The sequence below is a fragment of the Gemmobacter aquaticus genome (genome assembly GCF_007859075.1).
In the GTDB taxonomy this organism is placed as follows: domain Bacteria; phylum Pseudomonadota; class Alphaproteobacteria; order Rhodobacterales; family Rhodobacteraceae; genus Gemmobacter; species Gemmobacter aquaticus.
Genome location: NZ_VOAK01000011.1, coordinates 1,045,460 through 1,061,109, shown reverse-complemented (window position 1 = coordinate 1,061,109; position 15,650 = coordinate 1,045,460). Strand labels below are relative to the sequence as shown.

Genomic DNA, 15,650 nt, shown 5'->3' with positions numbered 1-15,650 from the left:
CCACGCGCCTGCGGGCGCTTTCCCGCCGGTTCGCGCCCACTATTTCAGCCCACGACGGGCCGCATCATCGCGTGCCCAGGCAACCAGACCGTCGCGCACGGCCGCTGCCATCTTGCTGCGCCATTCGGTGTCCTGCAACCGTTCAAGGTCTTTCTCGGAGGACATGAACCCCAGTTCCAGCAGCACCGACGGGGTGTCGGGCGACTTGAGCACCGAAAAGCCCGCTGTCTGATGCGGGTGGCGGTGCATCCGAAGGCCGGCCGCGTTGATCGAGGTGACCAGCGCATCGGCCAGTTTGTCCGCGCGCGGGGCGGTTTCAGTGCGCGCCATGTCCATCAGGACGCGCGCGACCATGTCATCCTGCTCTGACAGATCAACACCGGCCAGAAGGTCGGCCCGGTCATGGCGTTCGGCCAGTGCCTGTGCCGCGGCATCCGAGGCCTCGTCGGAAAGCGTGTAGACCGTCGCGCCCACAGCCTCCCCCTCGGCCAGCGCATCGGCGTGCAGGGATATGAAAACATCCGCCGCCGCGGCCCGGCTGACCGTGATCCGGGTTTCGAGCGGGACAAAGGCATCTTCCTCGCGCGTCATGAACACCTCGATGCTGCCATCGCGCATCAGAAGGTCCTTCAACTCGCGCGCAAAAGTCAGGACCAGTTCGGCCTCTTTCAGCCCCTCTGTCTCGGCCCCCGGATCGATCCCCCCATGGCCGGGGTCGAGCACAACGACAAAGCGGCCATCATCTGAAGGATTCCCGCCCGAAATGGCGGCAGGTTTGGGCAGGGTCCAGCCCGGCGGTTCAGGGACCGACGCCTTGGAGGAAAACTCTTGCGCCGAGGCGGGACGCAGTGCCACCTCGACTGTCGTCGCCCCGTCAGTGGACATGCCCGCACGTTCGATCACCATCGGGCGACGCAACTCGGCCACAAGTCGCGACCAGCCGGGACGGAAGATCCCTGCTCGCAGATCGGCCACACCTTCCCGCCGCACACCTTCTATCCCGCGCCAGTCGACCTCGCGAAAATCGACAACCAGACGCGGCGGATTATCCAGAAGGCGGGCGCGCCATGGCACAGGCTGGCTGATCCCCAGTGTCAGTGTAAGGCCGGTCTCGGTGACCTGCATCGATGAGCGGGCCGGCTCCAGCCGGGCAAGTGCGGACAGCTCACCTGTAGGGGCCTGCGCCACGGCGCCGCCAGCCAGCATCAGGATCGCGATAGCCGCGAGGGAGAACCATCTGATAAGGTTCAACATTCCGTCATCCCCGCCGCGCCATATAGGTCTTCAGCCGATGCAACCCTTCGGCGATATCCTCGCTGGATCGCGCATAGGAAAAGCGCAAGGTCTGCGCGCCGCGCCGAGGATCGAAGTCGAGGCCCGGTGTCACCGCAACCCCCGCCTGTTCAAGGATTTCTGCCGCGAATTTCAGGCTGTCCTGGGTCAGATCGCTGACATCGGCATAAACGTAGAACGCCCCGTCGGGCGGTGCGATCCGGGTGAACCCGGCCTTGGGCAATTCCTCCAGCATCATCTGCCGGTTCCGGGCATAGACGGCGCGGTTTGCCTCCAGCTCATCAATGCAGTCCAGCGCGGCCAGTGCCGCTACCTGGCTCGCATGGGGCGGACAGATGAACATGTTTTGCGCCAGACGTTCCACCACGCGGATTTGATCCTCGGGCACCACCATCCAACCGATGCGCCAGCCGGTCATGCTGAAGTATTTGGAGAAGCTGTTGATCACATGCACATCGTCGCTGATCTCCAGCGCGCTGGTGGCGCGGTCGGCGTAGTGCAGCCCGTGATAGATCTCGTCCGAGATGAACTTGATGCCCCGTCCGGCGCAATGGTTGATCAGCGCGGCCAGCGCATCATGAGATAGCATCGTGCCCGAAGGGTTGCCGGGGCTTGCGACGATCATGCCGTGCAGGTCATGCCCTTCCAGATCTGCGGGCGCCGGTTGCAGCCGATTGTCGACCGAGGCGGGTATACCCACCGCTTGCAGGCTCAACGCCTTGAGGATCTGCCGGTAGCTGGGGTATCCGGGCTCGCCCAGACCCACCCGGTCACCCGCATCAAAAAGCGTGGTGAACGACAAGAGAAACGCGGCCGATGAACCGGCGGTGACCACAACACGGTCAGGATTGAGGTCCACGCCATACCAACGCCGGTAAAGCGCCGCGATCCCTGCGCGCAATTCGGGCAGGCCAAGCGCCACGGTATATCCAAGCGGCCCCTCTTCCATCTGCCGCGCCAGCGCCTTGAGCGCACCTTTCGGCGCGGGCGTTCCGGGCTGTCCCACCTCCATATGGATGATGCTGCGGCCCGCGGCTTCAAGAGCGCGCGCCTTTTCCATCACATCCATCACAATGAAGGGATCGACCAGAGCCCGACTTGAAACCTGCATGCTTGCCCCCGTAAAGTCGCGCAGACACTGGCCCGGCGGGGCGTGCGCGTCAAGTCGGGGCCCTGAGGTCCGTTATGCCCCCCTCGCCCCGATGGAGAATTGCATGACCCGCCACCTGATCGCCGCCTCTGCGCTGGCCCTTAGCCTAGGGCTGCCCGCGCAGGCCTTTGACCTGTCCAAGCTGACGGAGGCTGAGCGCACCGCCCTTCGGGACGAAGTTCGCAGCTACCTTCTGGACAATCCCGAAGTGATCATGGAGGCGATCGAGGTTCTGGAAGCCCGCCAGCAGCAGGCTGCGGCGGAGAATGACGGGGACCTGATCAAGGCCAATGCGACTGCGATTTTCGAGGATTCAAACTCTTGGGTTGGCGGCAACCCCGAAGGCGATATCACGGTGGTCGAGTTCCTTGACTACCGCTGTGGCTATTGCCGCAAGGCCTATGGCGAGGTCGAAGAGCTGGTGAAGTCGGACGGCAATATCCGCTTTGTCGTGAAAGAGTTCCCGATTCTGGGTGAGGAATCGCTGCTGGCTTCCAAATTCGCCATCGCGACCCGTCTGGTTGCAGGCGATGAGGCCTACAAGCAAGTCCATGACGCGCTCTATAACCTGCGTGGTGACGTGACGGCCGACAGCCTTGGTGCGCTTGCAAAGAAGCTGGGGCTTGATGCTGCGTCCATCACGGCCAAGATGGACGCGCCTGAAGTTGAGCAGATCATCGCGGCCAACCATGAGCTTGGCACCGCCATGCAGATCAACGGCACCCCCAGCTTTGTCATCGACGGAACCATGCTGCGCGGCTATGTGCCGCTGGACGGGATGCGCCAGATCGTGGCGGCAGAGCGCGCCAAGGGTTGACGCTTCCGGCGGCCGGGTTTACTCGGCCGCCTCTTTCGATTGCGCCTCGATCTCGGCGGCTTTCTTCTCGACCAGTTCGACGATGTGGTCGATCATCTGGTCGTTCCCCATGCGGTGGCTTTGTTTGCCGGCAAGATACACCATCCCATTACCAGCGCCGCCCCCCGTAAAGCCAATATCCGTCATCAGCGCCTCGCCCGGCCCGTTCACGACACAGCCGATGATCGAGAGGCTCATGGAGGTGGTGACATGCGCCAGCCGTTCCTCAAGCGCGGAGACGGTCTTGATCACATCGAAGCCCTGACGCGCGCAGGAGGGGCATGAGATGATCGTCACGCCACGATGGCGCAGGCCAAGCGACTTGAGGATTTCATACCCAACCTTCACCTCTTCCACCGGATCGGCGGAAAGTGAGACACGGATCGTGTCACCAATGCCCATCCACAACAGGTTGCCGAGCCCGATGGCGGATTTCACTGTGCCGGACACCAGGCCGCCCGCCTCGGTGATGCCTAGGTGGATCGGCGCATCCGTCGCATCGGCAAGCTGCTGATAGGCTGCGGCGGCCAGAAAGACGTCGCTTGCCTTCACGCTGATCTTGAATTCGTGAAAGTCGTTGTCCTGCAACAGCTTGATGTGATCAAGGCCCGACTCCACCATCGCTTCGGGGCACGGCTCGCCGTACTTCTCCAGCAGGTGCTTTTCGAGGCTGCCTGCGTTCACCCCGATCCGGATCGAGCAGCCGTGATCCTTGGCTGCGCGTACCACCTCGGCCACGCGCTTGGCATCACCGATATTGCCGGGATTGATGCGCAGACAGGCCGCGCCCGCTTCGGCCGCCTCGATGGCACGTTTGTAGTGGAAATGGATATCGGCCACGATCGGAACCGGGCTTTCGGCGACAATCTCGCGCAACGCGCGGGTGCTTTCCACATCCGGGGTCGAAACCCGGACGATATCGGCGCCGGCGACGGCGCAGCGCTGGATCTGCTCGATGGTTGCCTTGGCGTCAGACGTGATCGTGTTCGTCATCGTCTGAACCGAGATCGGCGCGTCCCCGCCCACCAGAACCTTGCCCACGCGGATCTGACGCGACTTCCGACGGTCGATGTTGCGCCACGGACGGATGGGATTGTGCGACATGGGATCAACCTTTCGGTGCTGGCCTTGCGCGACTACATAAAAGCGGAACGGCCCCGGGGCAATGCCGCCGGGGCCGTTTCACATCACTTCGCCGCGTTTACTGACCTTCGACCGGTGCTTCCGGAACCGACGCCTCGGCCACATTCACGATGCGCGCAAGATCGGCATCATCGTCGATCTTTGCAACGGCGTATTTCTGGGTCAGCGCCTCTTCCGTCAGGGCGATGTTCTTCACGACCTGCGGACCGGGTGCCGCAGGGCCATAGGTCTGGCCATTGACCAGGAAGTAAACCGAGCCAGAATTACCCGAACGCAGCAGCGGCGCCTCTTGAAGCGGCGGCACGACATAACGCTCGCCGGCATCGAGGATCTTTTCAAACAGCACCGTTCCATCGGCCGAGGACACGCGCACCCAGGACGGACGCACCGCCAGCAGTTCGACCCCCGGCTTGGCATCCGCCACGACCTGCACCTGATCGCTCGGCGTTGCGGCGCCTTCAGCTACGGCCGGCGTCGCGGCGAGTGTCGCCGCCGAGGCGGCACTGGCAAGCGCGCCGGTCTGGCGCGGATCGATCGAGGCGATCGGTCCATCGCGCGAAACCATCACCGGCACTTCAAGCGCCTCTGGGCGGCGCATGCGGTTCAGAAGTTCCGGGCTGCCCGGCTGCGGTGCCGGATCATGCGCGGCAAGCTTCTGCGGATCGGGCGGGCTTATGCGGTTGACCGGCGCCAGCGTCTGCACGCCGTCGAGCGGGTCAATATCGGCAACCACGGTCGGCGCCTCGTCAACGGGGGCAAGCTGCACGCGCTGCACTTCACGCAGAACAGACCAGCCACCGTAGCCCAGTGCGCCGATCAGGGCGACCAGCACCAGAACCGAACCGATTGCTCCGGGTTCGACCCGACTGATCCAGCTTTCACTGCGCGGCAGAAACAGCGCATTCGGATTGGCCAGCGGATCGCGCAGATCCTGTGCGCCCGCACGGGCGCGTGCAGCGGTAATCGTCGCCGGGGCTGCAGCAGCGGACATGCCGTGCGCGACCTCGAAGTTTGCCTCTTTGCAGAACCGACGGAACGATTCGTCAGGGTCCATGCCCAGATAACGCGCATAGGACCGGACGTACCCGGCCACGAATCCCTGACTTTCAAAGGCTGAAACGTCACAGTTCTCGATGGCGGCAATGTAGGTCGCCTTGATCTTCAGCTCGCGCTGGACGTCAAGCAGCGACTTGCCAAGCGTGGCACGCTCGCCGCGCATGACATCCCCGAGGCGAAGCTCGAAGCCATCAAAGCCCTTTGGTTTATCGACCTCAACCGTAGAAGGTTGCGTCCTGCGCCAGATCATGCGCCCTGCCCCGTCCTGCTTGCCCGTCCCGATCGCGCGTTTGTGAGTCGAAATTTTCACGACTCACCACGCCCTAATTGCGCTTAACCTAACATAGGGCAAGTGGCTTTTGCACACGCAGAAGCGCGTTACGCGGTCAGTTCGGCGCGATTCAGCGCACAGTGACGCCACAATTGGTCCATCGCCTTCACAACTGCCTCAATTTGTAGTGAATCGTGTACGGGCGACGGGGTGAAGCGCAAACGTTCGGTTCCGCGCGGAACCGTGGGGAAATTGATCGGCTGCACGTAGATCCCGAACTGTTCCAGCAGCATGTCGGACAGCATCTTGCAGTGAATCGGGTTGCCCACATGCACCGGAACGATGTGGCTGCCGTGATCGATGATCGGCAATCCCAGCCCGCGCAGGCGCATTTTCAGGATGCGGGCGTGCAACTGCTGTGCGTCGCGCAGTTTCTGCCCTTCGGCAGTCTTCAGGAAGGCGATAGAGGCCGCAGCACCCGCTGCAACGACTGGCGGAAGCGAGGTCGTGAAGATGAATCCCGGCGCATAGGACCGGATCGCGTCAACCATCCGGGCCGAGGCCGCGATATAGCCACCGAACACGCCGAACGCCTTGCCGAGTGTGGCGTTGATGATGTCGACACGCGCCATCTGCCCGTCGCGCTCGGCCACACCGGCGCCGCGCGGGCCATACATGCCCACCGCATGAACCTCGTCGAGGTAGGTCAGTGCGCCCACTTCTTCAGCCAGATCACACAGTTCCTTGATCGGGCCAAAGTCGCCGTCCATCGAATAGATCGATTCAAACGCGATCAACTTGGGCGCGGCGGGATCGTCAGCGGCAATCAACTCGCGCAGATGCGCCACGTCATTGTGGCGGAACACGCGCTTCGCCCCGCCGTTGCGGCGGATCCCCTCGATCATCGAGGCGTGGTTCAGCTCGTCGGAATAGATGATCAGGCCGGGAAACAACTTCGGCAGGGTCGAGAGCGTTGCATCATTCGCCACATAGGCGCTGCTGAAGACCAGTGCCGCCTCTTTTCCGTGCAGGTCGGCAATCTCGGCCTCAAGCCGCTTGTGGTAAAGCGTGGTACCCGAGATGTTGCGCGTGCCGCCCGATCCGGCGCCGGTCGCATCCAGCGCTTCATGCATCGCGGCAAGAACGACCGGGTGCTGCCCCATGCCAAGGTAGTCGTTTCCGCACCAGACGGCGATGTTCTTTTCGGTCCCGTCGGGCTTGCGCCAGACCGCGTTGGGGAAGTGGCCCTTGCGGCGCTCGATATCGATGAAGGTGCGGTACCGCCCTTCCTCGTGCAGCCGCTGGATCGCGCTGTCGAGGGCCTTGTCGTAGTCCATCTTCCGTCTCCCTGGCTTTCGGCGGGGTGCCGTGGTGGCCACCGGATATAAGGTGGCTCCTGCGGCGGCCTTGATATTGGTCAAATCGTATATCGAAAAGAGGCCATTTTGCCGCCCCCTTCTTTGGGACAACGAGCGGTCAGCCTGCGGGCCCCACTTCCAGTACTGTAACACAAGCCGCAGCCCCTTTTGCACGCCGGCGGTTGCATTCGGCCTCGGCCGCGCTGCGCGCAGTGGTGGGGTCAGCCAAACCCGACAGCGCCTGTGCCGAGTTTACGGGGGCACCTTCACGGATGAACCCTTCGTCAGGAGAGAGCGCCAGCGCAGTGTAATCTTTGGCAGAGGCCCCTGCGGGCGCAAGAACGGCCAAGGCCTGCGCGTTCGTCATCACCAGTTGCAACGTGGTGCGTTCATCTTCTGTCAGGAAGCTGTGCAGGTGCAAGGTCACTTGCCGCCCGGCCAATGTGACGGATTCGCGTCGGACTTCGGCGCTGGCGGCGGTGGCCATCAGCGCGCCGGACAGAGCCAGCATCACCCACGCCTGCAACATGCGCGAAATCTCCTCGTATGCCGCGGGACAACGCGCCCGCAAAAGCAAAACGCCGGACCCGAGGGCCCGGCGTTTTCGCTGGTGTGACTGGCGCGGTGGACGGGGCTCGAACCCGCGACCCCCGGCGTGACAGGCCGGTACTCTAACCGACTGAGCTACCACCGCGCGATCACACATCCGGGGCACTGGCGGGCGGTGGCGCGGTGGACGGGGCTCGAACCCGCGACCCCCGGCGTGACAGGCCGGTACTCTAACCGACTGAGCTACCACCGCATGCCGCCCGGGCCAGTGCCCGGATGTGGGGCGGTTATTACGGGGCCGCGCGTGCGGCGTCAAGCGGATCGGTGACGATTTTTGCAAAAACCGTCAAAGATATGAAAAACCTCACTTTTCAGGCGCAGGGATGAATTCCTTGTCATCGCCCGGCGGCAGGCTGAACCGGCCATGCGCCCAGTCACCGGCCCGCCACGCCTCCTTTGCGGCCTCAATCCTTTCACGCGACGATGCTACGAAATTCCACCAGATAAAGCGTGGCCCATCCATGGTGGCCCCGCCCAGAATCATGATGCGCGCGCCCGCAGGGCCTGCCTTGACGCTGACGGAATCGCCGGGTCGGAAGATCAGCATCTGTCCCGCCTCATAGCTTGTTCCGGCCTGCGACACCTCGCCCTCCAGCACATACACGCCACGATCCTCATGGTTGTCCGGCAAGGGAAGTGCTGCGCCGGGCGCCAGAACCGCGTCGGCATAGAATGCCTCGGATGCCAGCGGCACCGGCGCTTCCGCCCCCCAGGCCTTGCCGAGGATCAGGCGCAGTTGTTTTCCCTCGCCTTCCAGTTCGGGCAAATCGTCTTTTGGCACATGGCGAAAATCGGCGGGCGTGTCCTCATGCGACTTTGGCAGCGCCAGCCAGCTTTGCAGCCCGAAGAGGGCATGGGGCATCGCGCGCATTTCACCATCGGTGCGTTCAGAGTGGGTGATTCCGATTCCGGCCGTCATCAGGTTCACGGCGCCGGGTTCGATCCAGCGGTCGGTTCCGAGGCTGTCGCGATGATGCATGCGGCCCTTGACCAGATAGGTCACGGTCGCAAGCCCGATGTGCGGGTGCGGGCGCACGTCAATGCCCTGCCCCGTCAGAAACTCTGCCGGCCCCATCTGATCGAAGAAGATGAAGGGCCCCACCATCTGCCGCCGGGCCGAGGGCAAGGCACGCCGCACCTCGAACCCACCCAGATCACGCGCCCGCGCGACGATCACGGTATCGATGGCATCAACGGCGTCCCCGATGGGTATCGAGGGGTCAAGAATGGGGTTCCAGCTCATCACGGCCTCCTGTTCGTTGGATCGAACATAGGCGAGTTGGAGATTCGGCGCATCCTGCGCCAGCGCAGCCTGCATGTGCGCACCAAGGCACATGAGATACCGGTAACGCCCCGCAATGCCGCACCTGCGCGCAAAAGCGATGAATTGCAACCACACCTTTCGCTGAATGAATGCGTCTGGAGGTTCCCGGCAAAGACACGTTAAGAGGACACTGTTAAATGGTTGGTCAAAGATTCCGGATGTAGCACATTCGCGAATCGAGATCACAAAGCCTTGTGGTTGTGCGTGTTTGCCTGCCTCAGGCTCAGGGAGTGTTTGTCGTATGCCGAGCGGTTATTTTGTTACGATATCGACTTCGGGCGTCATCAACAGTGGTAACTCGGTCGGAACTTCGCTGACCAGCTTTACAGACGTAAAGACCATCGGCCCTGGCACTGTCACCGGCGGTATCACCGGGAATTTCGTTCTGGCGAGCGACGGCCGCATATATTTCGTCACGTCTTCGACGCTAACTGGCTCGCCCTCCGTGACGACGGGGATATCAAGCAGCGTATTTGATGCAACCTTCGGCGGTAACGGCCCCAGCACCGTAGACGGCACCGCAGGTAACGACGTTCTCTACGGCGCCCCCTATCTCACCAACAACACCAACAACAACGCCGATGTCATCAATGCTGAAGCCGGAGACGACTTTGCCTTTGGTGGGGGCGGCGACGACTCGCTCTATGGTGGGGCCGGTAACGACTATCTCAGCGGCGGCACTGGCAATGACAGACTTGAAGGCGGTGACGGTAGCGATACGCTGAATGGCGGCGCTGGCAGCGACACGCTCGCCGGTGGCGCAGGTCTGGACTACCTCGACTATCGCGATTCCTCTGCTGCGGTGTCAGTCAACCTGACGACAAACTCATTTTCCGGCGGTGACGCGAATGGTGACGTCAACGCAGGCGGCATCGATGCAATCCTCGGATCTGCCTTCAACGACACGCTGGTCGGCTTTGACGACTCGTCCACAACCGGCAGCGACGTCTATACCAACATCATCGACGCCGGAGCCGGCGACGACTACGTGGAAGGCCGCGGCGGTGGTGACGTTCTGTATGGCGGCACGGGCAACGACACCATCTATGGCGACCGGCCGGGCGATACGTTTACTGGCACCGACAATGACACCATTGCGGGTGGTGATGGCAACGACGCGATCTACGGTGGCGCTGCTGCAGACACCATCACCGGTGATGCCGGGGACGACACCATACAGGGTGGCACGGGCAACGACTCGGTCAGCGGAGGTACGGGGGCGGACTCGATCAGCGGTGACGCTGGCAACGACGTCCTCTCAGGGGGCGATGGCAACGATACGCTCTATGGTGGCGCCGACAGCGACACCTTGAATGGCGATGCCAATGACGACGTTCTTTATGGCGGCGCCGGCAACGACTCGCTTGCCGGTGGCACGGGGAATGACGCGCTTATCGGGGATGCCGGCAACGACACATTGTCGGGTGGCGATGGCAACGACACCCTGACCACCGGCTATGGCTCTGACAATGTTCAGGGCGGCGCGGGCAACGATACAATCATCATCGCCAACAACAGCGCGGTACCCGGTTTCACCATCGGTGGCAACATCGATGGCGGTAGCAGCGAGACCGATACGCTGGACCTGACGGCTTGGGGGTTCTCCGGCACGAACGTCATCTACGACCCGAACGATCCCAAGTCGGGAACGATCCAGTTCCTCGACAGCAACGGGAACGTCATCGGCACAATGACGTTCACCGATATCGAGCGGATCATAACCTGTTTTACGCCCGGATCATTGGCAACAACCGACCGCGGTCTGGTCGCGGTCGAGGATCTGTGCGTGGGTGACCGCGTGCTGACCCGCGACTCAGGCTTTCAACCGATCGTCTGGACCGGCAGACAAACGCTGAACGAATTGGCCCTTCTGGTCGAGCCGCGCTTCCGCCCCGTGCGCATCTCAGCCGGCGCACTGGGGCACGGCGTTCCTGCGCGCGACATGGTGGTCTCTCCACAGCACCGGGTGCTTTTCAGCGGCCCGCGCGCCGATGTGCTTTTCGGTGAAACCGAAGTCCTGGTGCCGGCGCTGCATCTGGTCGGCCGTCCGGGCATCACGGTGGAGGAGCGTGGCCCTGTCACCTACATCCACTTCATGTGCGCCACGCATCAGATCGTCATGGTTGACGGGTGCTGGTCGGAAAGCTTCCAACCGGGCGATCAATCGCTGGCCGGTCTAGCCGAAGAAGCACGCGCGGAACTTCTGTCGCTGTTTCCGGGGCTTGCCGAAGATCAGATCCCCTCGGCCTATCCCGCTGCGCGTCCCAGCCTCAAGCGGCACGAGTCTGCCCTTTTGTTTGCGGGCTGAACGCAGTTCTGCGCACATCGGATAGCCGGGCTACACCAGGCAAATGTATGCTTCGACACGAATCTCCCCGACGCCGCGAGCCACGCGCGGCGCGGGGCCACTCGTGCAAATCACGCTACCGCGGAGAGCCAGCATGTTTCACGCCCTAATTCAACGCCCTGCCAGGGCCCTGGCTGTCATGGCCCTCGCCCTTGGGCTGGCCGGCATGGCCAACGCCGACACCACCCGCCGCATCCAGTTTGCGGGCGGATCGGACCATGCTGAAGTGTCGGACAAGATCAAAGGCTATGACGGCGCAAGCTTTCTGGTTGGTGCGAGTGCCGGTCAGACCCTGAAGGTCGAGATGAGCTCGCCCAACGGTGCGGCCTATTTCAACGTGACCGCGCCCGGCGCGAACGAGGCGATGTTCATAGGCTCGATCAGCGGCGAACGGTTCGAAGGCACGCTTCCGGTCAGCGGCGATTACCGGATTGACGTCTACATGATGCGCAGCGCCGCCAGACGCGACGAGGTTGCCAAGTTCAAGCTCAAGATTTCGGTCCCGGCCGATCATGCTGTCACCCCCGTTCCCAAGGCCGTGAACGACTTTGCCGACGGACTGGCCGGAGGGCCGGACTTCTGGGAGGTCACCAACCTGACACCCGGCGACACGTTGAACGTGCGGAACGGTCCAGGTACCAGCGAGCGGATTCGCGGGCATCTTGCGATGGGCGAGGTGGTGCGCAATCAGGGCTGCGCCCGCGTTGACGAACAGCGCTGGTGCAAAGTCGCTTCCGATGCGCGCGGTCTGGTTGGCTGGGTGCGCGGCAACTACCTGCGCGAGGCAGCCCCGCCCTCGGACACCGCCCAGCCCTTCCCCGGCGTCGCCACCCCTGTTGCGCCCAACGGCAAACCCTTCGATGCGACGGGGCTCGTTCCCTGCGCCCATCATCAGGGTCAGCCCGCGATGCCCTGCGCCTTTGGCGTGCAACGGCGCGGGTTGGGTTCGGCTGATGTCTTTGTCGCCTTCCCGGATGGTGGGCAGCGGCTGATCTCCTTTGCCGAAGGAAAGCCCAGTGCTGCCGATTCGAATAAGGAGCTCAAGGTTCGGCGCGAAGCAGACCTGTGGTTCGTGCGCATTGGGGCGGAAAGATTCGAGATCCCTGACGCCGTGGTCACCGGCGGCTGATCCCGTTGGATGCGGTCTGCTATGGAGAATGGTGGGCCGTGACGGACTCGAACCGCCGACATTCTCGGTGTAAACGAGACGCTCTACCAACTGAGCTAACGGCCCCTGTGCGACTGCCTATCGCATGCGCCGCGTCGCTGCAAGGGGGGCGCCCGTCTCGAATCGTGGCAAAGGTCGGGCGCGCGAACATCGGCCTGATCATGGCGGGCGCCGCGTTCGTTTCCCCCTGCCAAACAATTGGCCGACCCCGGGAGGGATTGGCCAAAGCCACGTTGAAAAAAGACCAGAGAGTGCACAGAAGGGTCAGATCCCTGCCCCGTCTCTGCCACGGTCACGCCCCTTTTGCCCGCCAGATTAACGCAGAATCTGGGGGTTCGGATCATGGGAAACATCAGCCGGTTGCGTGGGGCGACCTGCGTCATTCAACACGATGCCTTCAGGGCAGAAGCAGTTCTTGCACGCAAGGCTGCGAACTGGAACTCGCGCGCCGAGTTCATTGCAGCCCATCTACAAGAGCAGCTGTGCGAGTTGGTCGGTCTGCGTCATGCCCTGCGTTTTGTGCCGCTGGCCTACACCAACGGCGTCGCGCATGCGCTGTGTCCGGTGTGCTTCTTGCATGGTCGCGGGCAGCAGCGCATCGACGCCTATCTGCCGGAAGACGGTGATCTGGACGGCCAGGAGTGGTTCCGCTGCAGCTGCTGCACCGAAACCTTCGGAATTGCGCAGGTCGAGTCCGTCTCAGCCCCCGTCACCAGCCCAGAAGTAGAGTTCACCGCACGCAAAACCCGGAAGTCGTGATTGAAGAAACGGGGCTGCCACCCCATGAATTTGCGAGATAGCCAATGCGTTCCGATCGTGTACCCGTACGACTTGTTTCCCTGTTGTCGTCGCTGCCTGCGTCGGCATTTGATGACCCTGTTATTGATCTTGTCGACTGGCGCATTGATGCGCTCGACCGCGGCACCCTTGCCGACCAAACCGCACCGGTCATGGTTGTGCTGAAGGTCGCCTCATTTGCCCTCGACCGTATTGTCGAATTGGCAGGGCGGATCACCCTTCGGGGGCCTGGCGTGCGTCAGCACGTTTCGCTGCCGGTCTCATGCATTCTGGCCATCGCGCCGGGCCAGCATCGTTCGATCGTACTCGAGGTGAATGACCGGGCCACCATCAAGACGCTCCACGCCATCGCCGAGCGCAAATCCAGCGCCGAGCTGAAGATTGCCCATGTCGTCTACGAGGACGGCTCCATCGAAGAGTTCGGCCACTGATCGTGGCCGTTCCTTCACGCGTCGCGTTCTGAAAGCAGCAGCCATTCCTCTTCGGCTTCGGCCAGTGAGGTCTGGCGCTCGGCCATCATCTCAGTTGCCTTGCGGAACTTGACGGGTTCAGTCGTGAACAGATCGGGCGTGGCCAGCAATTCGCCAAGCTTGGCAATCTCACGCTCCAGCTTGTCGATGACATCGGGCAGCGCATCCAGTCGCTTGCGTTCTGTAAACGACAGGCCATTGGCCTTTTTGGGCTCTGGTTTCTTCGGCTCAACTGGGGTCTTGCTTGTGGCCGGCTTTGCGGCAGGCGCTTCGACTTCCTGTGGGCGCTGCGCCAGATAGTCCGTCCATCCCCCGGCATAGACCGTGGCACGCCCCTGCCCCTCAAGCGCAATTGTCGTCGTGGCGACCCGGTCGATGAAATCCCGGTCGTGGCTGACCAGAAGAACCGTGCCGTCATATTCGCCCAGAAGATCTTGCAACAGATCCAGCGTTTCCACATCCAGATCGTTTGTCGGCTCGTCGAGGATCAGCAGGTTTGATTCCTGAGCCATCAGCTTGGCCAGCAACAGCCGCGCCTTCTCGCCCCCTGAGAGCGATTTGACAGGCGCGCGCGCCTGCGCCTCATTGAATAGAAAGTCCTTGAGGTAGGCCACCACATGCTTGGGCGTGCCACGCACCATCACCTGATCCGACGCACCGGATACCGCCATCAGCGGATCGCCCGTCAGATTTTCCCACAGGCTCGCCTCCGGGTCGAGCCGTGCGCGCGTCTGGTCAAAGACCGCGATTTGCAGATTCGTGCCAAGCGTTACGGTGCCTGCGTCGGGTGTTTCCTGCCCGGTCAGCATCTTCAGAAGCGTGGTCTTGCCGATTCCGTTCGGCCCGACAAAGGCCACCCGGTCGCCGCGCAGCACGCGCAGGTCAAAGTTCCGGATGATCTCCTTGTCGCCATAGGCCTTGGTCAGGCCCTGTGCTTCGATCACCTTCTTGCCCGAGGTCTGGCCGCTGTCGATCTCCATCGCGGCGGTGCCCTGGCGACGGATCATCGCGGCGCGTTGCGCGCGCAGGTCCTGCAAGGCACGGACACGGCCCATGTTGCGCTTGCGGCGGGCGCTGATACCCTCGACCGCCCATTTCGCCTCGTGCTTGATCTTGCGTTCCAGCTTGTGGCGGGCGTCGTCCTCTTCGGCCCAGATTTGCTCGCGCCACTCTTCAAACCCGTCGAAACCAGCCTCGCGCCGCCGCACCTCGCCCCGGTCCACCCATAGCGTTGCACGCGACAGCGCCCGTAGGAATGCGCGGTCGTGGCTGATCAGGACAAAGGCGGTGCGGGTTTCCGAAAGCTCGCACTCCAGCCACTGGATCGCCTGGATATCGAGGTGGTTGGTCGGCTCGTCGAGCAGCATGAGCTCGGGCGCCTCTGCCATCAGCTTGGCAAGCGCCGCGCGGCGGCGCTCACCGCCCGAGGCCGAGGTCACGGGGGTGGTCGGGTCGAACTTCAGCCCTTCGGCCACGACATCGACCTTATAGGCCTCATCCACCGGCAGCGCCGAGGCAGCATAGTCGCCAAGCGTGGCGAATCCTGAAATGTCGGGGTCCTGCTCCATATAGCCGACAGTCACCCCCGGCGGCACGACACGGCTGCCGGCGTCAGGCTCGACCAACCCCGCCATGATCTTCATCAGCGTGGATTTACCCGAGCCGTTGCGCCCCACAAGGGCCACCCGGTCGCCCGGCTGGACGACCAGATCCAACCCCTCGAACAAGGGGTTTCCACCGAAAGTGAGCGAGATGCCAGAGAGCTGGAGAAGGGGTGCGCGTGCCATGGTCCGCAGCTACCGAGGCG

At 62.8% G+C, this 15,650-nt stretch carries 13 protein-coding genes and 3 tRNA genes; 5 read left to right on the top strand and 11 right to left on the bottom strand.

Annotated features, from left to right (window positions below; genetic code table 11):
• Positions 1-39: 39 nt before the first annotated feature.
• Together FQU74_RS07360 and FQU74_RS07355 are read right to left on the bottom strand one after the other, a co-directional pair.
• A complete protein-coding gene (locus tag FQU74_RS07360) occupies positions 40-1,254 on the bottom strand; it encodes an N-acetylmuramoyl-L-alanine amidase (RefSeq protein WP_146285753.1) in 1,215 nt (404 codons plus the stop codon).
• Positions 1,255-1,258: 4 nt separating this feature from the next.
• Complete coding sequence (locus FQU74_RS07355) at positions 1,259-2,404, bottom strand: pyridoxal phosphate-dependent aminotransferase (RefSeq protein WP_146285752.1); 1,146 nt, start codon at positions 2,402-2,404, stop codon at positions 1,259-1,261.
• A 103-nt stretch (positions 2,405-2,507) separates the two neighbouring features.
• Between FQU74_RS07355 and FQU74_RS07350 the strand changes: the two genes are divergently transcribed.
• Positions 2,508-3,260, top strand: a complete 753-nt coding sequence (locus FQU74_RS07350) for a DsbA family protein (protein WP_146285751.1) — start codon at positions 2,508-2,510, stop codon at positions 3,258-3,260.
• Positions 3,261-3,278: 18 nt separating this feature from the next.
• On the opposite strand, the gene ispG is transcribed toward FQU74_RS07350, so the two are convergent.
• The 7 genes from ispG to FQU74_RS07315 all read right to left on the bottom strand — a co-directional run bounded on the left by ispG (position 3,279) and on the right by FQU74_RS07315 (position 8,979).
• On the bottom strand, positions 3,279-4,403 hold the full coding sequence (gene ispG, locus FQU74_RS07345; RefSeq protein ID WP_146285750.1) for a flavodoxin-dependent (E)-4-hydroxy-3-methylbut-2-enyl-diphosphate synthase: 1,125 nt from the start codon (positions 4,401-4,403) through the stop codon (positions 3,279-3,281).
• Between the two features lie 97 nt (positions 4,404-4,500).
• Complete coding sequence (locus FQU74_RS07340; RefSeq protein ID WP_146286236.1) at positions 4,501-5,748, bottom strand: helix-turn-helix domain-containing protein; 1,248 nt, start codon at positions 5,746-5,748, stop codon at positions 4,501-4,503.
• A 128-nt stretch (positions 5,749-5,876) separates the two neighbouring features.
• Positions 5,877-7,106 (bottom strand): 5-aminolevulinate synthase, encoded by a 1,230-nt coding sequence (hemA, locus tag FQU74_RS07335; RefSeq protein WP_146285749.1) that lies wholly within the window; start codon positions 7,104-7,106, stop codon positions 5,877-5,879.
• Between the two features lie 139 nt (positions 7,107-7,245).
• Positions 7,246-7,656, bottom strand: a complete 411-nt coding sequence (locus FQU74_RS07330; RefSeq protein ID WP_146285748.1) for a hypothetical protein — start codon at positions 7,654-7,656, stop codon at positions 7,246-7,248.
• An 88-nt stretch (positions 7,657-7,744) separates the two neighbouring features.
• Positions 7,745-7,821, bottom strand: a tRNA-Asp gene (locus tag FQU74_RS07325).
• A 31-nt stretch (positions 7,822-7,852) separates the two neighbouring features.
• A tRNA-Asp gene (locus tag FQU74_RS07320) sits at positions 7,853-7,929 on the bottom strand.
• Positions 7,930-8,040: 111 nt separating this feature from the next.
• Entirely contained in the window at positions 8,041-8,979 is a 939-nt protein-coding gene (locus FQU74_RS07315; RefSeq protein WP_146285747.1) for a pirin family protein, read from the bottom strand.
• Between the two features lie 322 nt (positions 8,980-9,301).
• On the opposite strand from FQU74_RS07315, the gene FQU74_RS07310 reads away from it, so the two are divergent.
• Positions 9,302-11,368 carry a Hint domain-containing protein gene (locus tag FQU74_RS07310; RefSeq protein WP_158635552.1) on the top strand — a complete coding sequence of 689 codons (2,067 nt, stop codon included), beginning with the start codon at positions 9,302-9,304 and terminating at the stop codon, positions 11,366-11,368.
• Positions 11,369-11,546: 178 nt separating this feature from the next.
• On the top strand, positions 11,547-12,536 hold the full coding sequence (locus FQU74_RS07305) for an SH3 domain-containing protein (RefSeq protein ID WP_158635551.1): 990 nt from the start codon (positions 11,547-11,549) through the stop codon (positions 12,534-12,536).
• A gap of 29 nt (positions 12,537-12,565) precedes the next feature.
• Here FQU74_RS07305 and FQU74_RS07300 read toward each other — a convergent pair.
• Positions 12,566-12,641 (bottom strand) — tRNA-Val (locus tag FQU74_RS07300).
• Between the two features lie 276 nt (positions 12,642-12,917).
• Between FQU74_RS07300 and FQU74_RS07295 the strand changes: the two genes are divergently transcribed.
• Both FQU74_RS07295 and FQU74_RS07290 read left to right on the top strand, forming a co-directional pair.
• On the top strand, positions 12,918-13,334 hold the full coding sequence (locus tag FQU74_RS07295; RefSeq protein ID WP_146285744.1) for a hypothetical protein: 417 nt from the start codon (positions 12,918-12,920) through the stop codon (positions 13,332-13,334).
• A 44-nt stretch (positions 13,335-13,378) separates the two neighbouring features.
• Positions 13,379-13,804 (top strand): hypothetical protein, encoded by a 426-nt coding sequence (locus FQU74_RS07290; protein ID WP_146285743.1) that lies wholly within the window; start codon positions 13,379-13,381, stop codon positions 13,802-13,804.
• Between the two features lie 14 nt (positions 13,805-13,818).
• On the opposite strand, the gene FQU74_RS07285 is transcribed toward FQU74_RS07290, so the two are convergent.
• Positions 13,819-15,630 (bottom strand): ABC-F family ATP-binding cassette domain-containing protein, encoded by a 1,812-nt coding sequence (locus tag FQU74_RS07285; RefSeq protein ID WP_146285742.1) that lies wholly within the window; start codon positions 15,628-15,630, stop codon positions 13,819-13,821.
• Positions 15,631-15,650 lie beyond the last annotated feature (20 nt).

Bases quoted from the DNA above. Each gene is read 5' to 3' on its own strand.
- FQU74_RS07360 (WP_146285753.1), bottom strand. From the start codon at position 1,254: ATGTTGAACCTTATCAGATGGTTCTCCCTCGCGGCTATCGCGATCCTG.
- FQU74_RS07295 (WP_146285744.1), top strand. From the start codon at position 12,918: ATGGGAAACATCAGCCGGTTGCGTGGGGCGACCTGCGTCATTCAACAC.
- FQU74_RS07350 (WP_146285751.1), top strand. From the start codon at position 2,508: ATGACCCGCCACCTGATCGCCGCCTCTGCGCTGGCCCTTAGCCTAGGG.
- FQU74_RS07315 (WP_146285747.1), bottom strand. From the start codon at position 8,979: ATGAGCTGGAACCCCATTCTTGACCCCTCGATACCCATCGGGGACGCC.
- ispG (WP_146285750.1), bottom strand. From the start codon at position 4,403: ATGTCGCACAATCCCATCCGTCCGTGGCGCAACATCGACCGTCGGAAG.
- FQU74_RS07285 (WP_146285742.1), bottom strand. From the start codon at position 15,630: ATGGCACGCGCACCCCTTCTCCAGCTCTCTGGCATCTCGCTCACTTTC.
- FQU74_RS07340 (WP_146286236.1), bottom strand. From the start codon at position 5,748: ATGATCTGGCGCAGGACGCAACCTTCTACGGTTGAGGTCGATAAACCA.
- FQU74_RS07305 (WP_158635551.1), top strand. From the start codon at position 11,547: ATGGCCCTCGCCCTTGGGCTGGCCGGCATGGCCAACGCCGACACCACC.
- FQU74_RS07355 (WP_146285752.1), bottom strand. From the start codon at position 2,404: ATGCAGGTTTCAAGTCGGGCTCTGGTCGATCCCTTCATTGTGATGGAT.
- FQU74_RS07290 (WP_146285743.1), top strand. From the start codon at position 13,379: ATGCGTTCCGATCGTGTACCCGTACGACTTGTTTCCCTGTTGTCGTCG.
- FQU74_RS07310 (WP_158635552.1), top strand. From the start codon at position 9,302: ATGCCGAGCGGTTATTTTGTTACGATATCGACTTCGGGCGTCATCAAC.
- FQU74_RS07330 (WP_146285748.1), bottom strand. From the start codon at position 7,656: ATGTTGCAGGCGTGGGTGATGCTGGCTCTGTCCGGCGCGCTGATGGCC.
- hemA (WP_146285749.1), bottom strand. From the start codon at position 7,106: ATGGACTACGACAAGGCCCTCGACAGCGCGATCCAGCGGCTGCACGAG.